At 47.4% G+C, this 4,332-nt stretch carries 7 protein-coding genes; 6 read left to right on the top strand and 1 reads right to left on the bottom strand.

The features are described 5' to 3' along the window. The coding region (locus B3180_RS04445) for a polyprenyl synthetase family protein (protein WP_414654024.1) at positions 1 to 257 on the bottom strand (257 nt) is incomplete at its 3' end. A 192-nt stretch (positions 258 to 449) separates the two neighbouring features. Between B3180_RS04445 and rplU the strand changes: the two genes are divergently transcribed. The 6 genes from rplU to B3180_RS04415 form a co-directional block, all read left to right on the top strand. After that, a complete protein-coding gene (gene rplU, locus B3180_RS04440) occupies positions 450 to 761 on the top strand; it encodes a 50S ribosomal protein L21 (protein WP_011233736.1) in 312 nt (103 codons plus the stop codon). 15 nt (positions 762 to 776) lie between these two features. Next, a complete protein-coding gene (gene rpmA / locus B3180_RS04435) occupies positions 777 to 1,034 on the top strand; it encodes a 50S ribosomal protein L27 (RefSeq protein WP_054489947.1) in 258 nt (85 codons plus the stop codon). A 116-nt stretch (positions 1,035 to 1,150) separates the two neighbouring features. Continuing rightward, entirely contained in the window at positions 1,151 to 2,305 is a 1,155-nt protein-coding gene (gene cgtA / locus B3180_RS04430) for an Obg family GTPase CgtA (RefSeq protein ID WP_222236473.1), read from the top strand. A gap of 72 nt (positions 2,306 to 2,377) precedes the next feature. Beyond that, positions 2,378 to 2,878, top strand: a complete 501-nt coding sequence (gene folA / locus B3180_RS04425; RefSeq protein WP_222236474.1) for a type 3 dihydrofolate reductase — start codon at positions 2,378 to 2,380, stop codon at positions 2,876 to 2,878. 111 nt (positions 2,879 to 2,989) lie between these two features. Continuing rightward, positions 2,990 to 3,364, top strand: a complete 375-nt coding sequence (locus B3180_RS04420; RefSeq protein WP_199493701.1) for a DUF3718 domain-containing protein — start codon at positions 2,990 to 2,992, stop codon at positions 3,362 to 3,364. Positions 3,365 to 3,512: 148 nt separating this feature from the next. Further along, positions 3,513 to 4,332, top strand: an 820-nt coding sequence (locus B3180_RS04415; protein WP_286843260.1) for an alpha/beta fold hydrolase, incomplete at its 3' end; no start/stop codon positions are given.

Genomic DNA, 4,332 nt, shown 5'->3' with positions numbered 1-4,332 from the left:
ACATCGTCGTGCAGCAGGGTCGCGGTATGAATAAACTCGATAATTGTCGCTAGTTTGCGGTGGTCGTTACCTTCATAACCCAGGGCTCGGCAAGCTAATATGGCAAGCAGTGGGCGTAAGCGTTTACCACCACTGTTGACAATATAGAGGCCTAACTGGTTAATTAAGGCAACATCCGATTGAAGTTGTTCACCTATTAAAGCATTTACGCCAAGCATATCGTCTTTGGCTAATGCGTTAATGGACTGCATATCCATCATAGATATCTGTTTATTTACAAAATTTAACGGAAAAGGGATGGTACACTATTTAAGGCGGCGCGGAAACTCAAAGCGCGGCAGATGGCGTAGCCTTTAAGTTCAAATAAAGGGTTGCGATCGCTGGCGGGATTACGTACAATTCGCGCCCTGATTTGAATTTGGATGCCCAATAGGGTTGTGGAGAATAATATGTACGCAGTATTCCAAAGTGGCGGTAAGCAGCACCGTGTGTCTGAAGGCCAAATCGTCCGCCTGGAAAAACTGGAAGCAGCTACCGGTGATGTAGTTGAATTCGACCAGGTTTTGATGGTTTCTGACGGCAACGATGTAAACATCGGTGCTCCGTTCGTATCCGGTGGTAAAGTGAAAGCGGAAGTGATTGATCACGGTCGTGGCGATAAAATTAAAATCGTTAAGTTCCGTCGTCGTAAGCACTCTCGTCGTCAACAAGGCCATCGTCAGTGGTTCACGGAAGTGAAAATCACTGGTATCAACAGCTAATTAAGGAGTAACGACATGGCACATAAAAAGGCTGGTGGTTCTACTAAAAACGGTCGCGACTCAGAGAGTAAACGTCTCGGTGTTAAGCGCTTCGGTGGTGAGTCTGTATTAGCAGGCAACATCCTGGTTCGTCAACGTGGTACTAAGTTCCACGCGGGAGCGAACGTAGGTATTGGTAAAGACCATACATTGTTTGCAACCTCAGAAGGCAAAGTGTCTTTTGAAGTGAAGGGCAGCAAAAACCGTAAATTTGTGAGCGTTATTACTGACTAATAACGTGAACATAAACTGAAAAGTTTCGGTTCTGAAAGCCCTGCCTTACGGCGGGGCTTTTTCATATGTGCTAGAATTTTGCACAGTATTCTCTAAGTGATAAGTAGCAAATTGCGATGAAATTCGTTGATGAAGTAGAAGTCCGCGTAGATGCGGGTGACGGCGGTAATGGTTGTATCAGTTTCCGTCGCGAGAAGTACATTCCCAAAGGTGGTCCCGACGGTGGTGACGGCGGCGATGGTGGCGATGTCTACCTGCAAGCCGATGAAAACCTGAATACCCTTATCGACTATCGTTTTGAGCGCTTCCATAAAGCGGAGCGCGGGCAAAATGGTATGGGTAAAAACTGTACGGGTAAACGCGGTAGCGATATTGTGCTGCCGGTTCCTCCGGGTACTCGCGCTACCGACGTCGACACCGGCGAAGTTCTTGGCGATTTGACGCAACATGGTCAGCGGTTAATGGTCGCCAAAGGCGGCTTCCATGGTTTAGGTAATACACGTTTTAAAAGCAGTGTGAACCGTGCTCCTCGGCAGAAAACCGATGGTACTCCGGGTGAAGTGCGCTCATTAAAACTTGAACTCATGTTGCTGGCCGACGTGGGCTTACTGGGTATGCCAAACGCCGGTAAATCGACCTTTATTCGTTCGGTTTCAGCGGCGCGTCCTAAAGTAGCGGACTACCCCTTTACCACGTTAATACCTAATTTGGGGGTTGTGCGTCCGGCACCACATCAAAGTTTCGTTATTGCCGATATCCCGGGTCTTATCGAAGGTGCCGCTGAAGGCGCTGGCCTGGGTATTCGCTTCCTGAAACATCTGGAGCGTTGTCGTTTACTGCTGCATTTGGTGGACTTAGCACCTTTTGATGAGACCGACCCTGCAGAACAGGCACGTATCATCATCAATGAACTGGAAAAATACAGTCCTAAACTGGCAGAAAAACCGCGTTGGCTGGTCATCAATAAAGTCGACTTACTGCTGGACGAAGAAGTTCAGGAAAAAGTTGATGAGCTGGTTAAAGCGCTGGACTGGGACGGCCCGGTATTCCAAATTGCGGCGTTAGAAGGACGCGGCAGTGATGCTCTTTGTCGTGAGGTTATCTCGTACCTTGAGACCTTACCTGCACCTAGCACGGAACAACAGGAAGAAGCCGATCCAGTTGAGTTTATGTGGGATACCTACCACGAAGAAGTGCTGGAAGAAGAGCAGGATGACGAAGACGACGACGATGATGACGATCACGACGTCGAAGTGATTTATCAGAAGTAGCCTGACATTTATGTCAGGTGGGATATTGTTTCCTGGCGTAAACGTCAGGCTACGTATTAAGGGTATCGCCGAATGAAAATCTCACTTGTGGTTGCAATGGCAGATAACCGGGTTATCGGCAAAGACAATAAAATGCCATGGCATCTTCCGGATGAGTTGCAGTATTTCAAAAAAATTACTTTGGGTAAGCCAATTGTTATGGGTCGACGAACCTTTGAATCAATTGGCCGACCTTTACCCGGGCGCAAAAATATCGTTCTAAGCCGTCGAACGGATCGTTCGGAAAATCAGGACAGTCAGGTCATCTGGGTATCTGGTGTGCAACAAGCTATTGCGGCTGCAGGCCCGGTCGATGAACTTATGGTCATTGGTGGAGGAAAAATTTATGAAAAATTTTTACCGCTCGCAGACCGCCTATATGTTACTAAAATAGATCTAAATGTTGAGGGCGATACCTATTTTCCCGACTATCTCCAAGTCGCTGATTGGCAAGAGGTAGAGCGGCAAAACTTTGCCGCCGACGAGCGTAATTCACATAACTTCAGTACCCTTATTTTCGACAGGAAACGTTAATAAGAAGTTATAAATTCAGTAACTTACAACAATTTTAGGCCATTGCAGCAAGCTTGAGTTCGTAGTATCATCCCTGATGAATTTTTGAACAATCTTGTGATGGGGTTTTACATGAAAGCGATTGTATTAGGCACCTTGATGGCTGCTGTTGCAGCGACAGGCGCAACATTCTCAAAAAGCGCAGAAGCAAATGAATTAGCTTTGAGCTTGTGCACATACGTACAAGGTGACGACACCATGCGTATGCGTAAGAAACTGCGTGACTCTCGTGTCCGTGTACGTGATATCTACAGCGGCATCCAGTGTAATGGACAAAGCTTACTGCAATTCGCAATGGCGAACGGCTCACAAGAAATTGGTAGCTTCATCGTTGGTCGTCTGTCAGTAGATGAACTGCAAAGCTCAGGCGACTACGAGTGGGCTCAGTCTAACGGTCATGGCGACACTGCCATCGCTCAGGCAATTAAAGAACGCGCTGGCTTTTAATTAAAAGACTTATTGCGTATTTCAAGAGCCCGCAAACGCTGTTTGCGGGCTTTTTTACATCTTCTAACAATTCAATCAGTAACTTACCTTGTAATTCTTCCCCGTTCTCTACGACAATAGATCCGTTACGCAAACAAACGGAATCGTTATGAAACAATGGATGGCACGAGCTTTGCCGGTACTGTTATTGGGGTTAGCTCCGCTGAGCAGTTTGGCACAGACAAAAACAACCGAAGCTGCAAGCTGTTATCTTCCCGGCGTGCAGGAACAATTGCATTGTGGAACGGTGTCAGTTCCGGAAAATTATGACCAGCCTGAAGGCAAGCATATCGGCATTTATTACGCCGTACTGCCGGCAGTTCAGGAAGGCGCCAAGGCTGATCCAATGCTTATTCTCGCAGGCGGGCCCGGGCAGGCGGCGACAGAGCTTGCGCCAATGATAGCGCGAATGTTTGAGGGAGTGCGCCAGAAGCGGGATATTCTCTTAATCGATCAACGCGGCACAGGAAAAAGTCATCCGTTGAAATGCGATATCGAGCGGCCAGATGAACTCATTCGCGCTGACGATGAGCAAGACCTTGCAGAGTTGAGCCGTGAATGCCTGAAGCAATACCCTAATACTGATACAACCCAATATCACACCGTTAATGCGGTAAAAGACTTCGAACGGGTACGTGAACACTTAGGAATTGAGCAGCTGAATTTGTATGGCGGATCGTACGGCACCCGGGTAGGGCTGACTTATTTGCGTGAAGCTCCAGGCTCAGTTCGTACCGCTACTTTAGACGCAATTGCACCACCTCAGGTTGTTATTGGTCCTTTTGGTCAACATGGTGCTGACGCATTTGACGCCATGTTAGAAGACTGCACAGAACAAACTGCGTGCCGTGAGAAATTTCCAAAGCTTGAACAAGAATATTATGAGGTGATGGCTGAACTCGAAGCTCAGAATATCTTATTGGAAATGG

Origin of the sequence: Idiomarina sp. UBA4206, from assembly GCF_002383015.1 — a bacterium.
Classification (GTDB): domain Bacteria; phylum Pseudomonadota; class Gammaproteobacteria; order Enterobacterales; family Alteromonadaceae; genus Idiomarina; species Idiomarina abyssalis.
The sequence above is the reverse complement of the archived record's forward strand: the minus strand, read 5'-3'. Positions and strand labels throughout refer to the sequence as shown.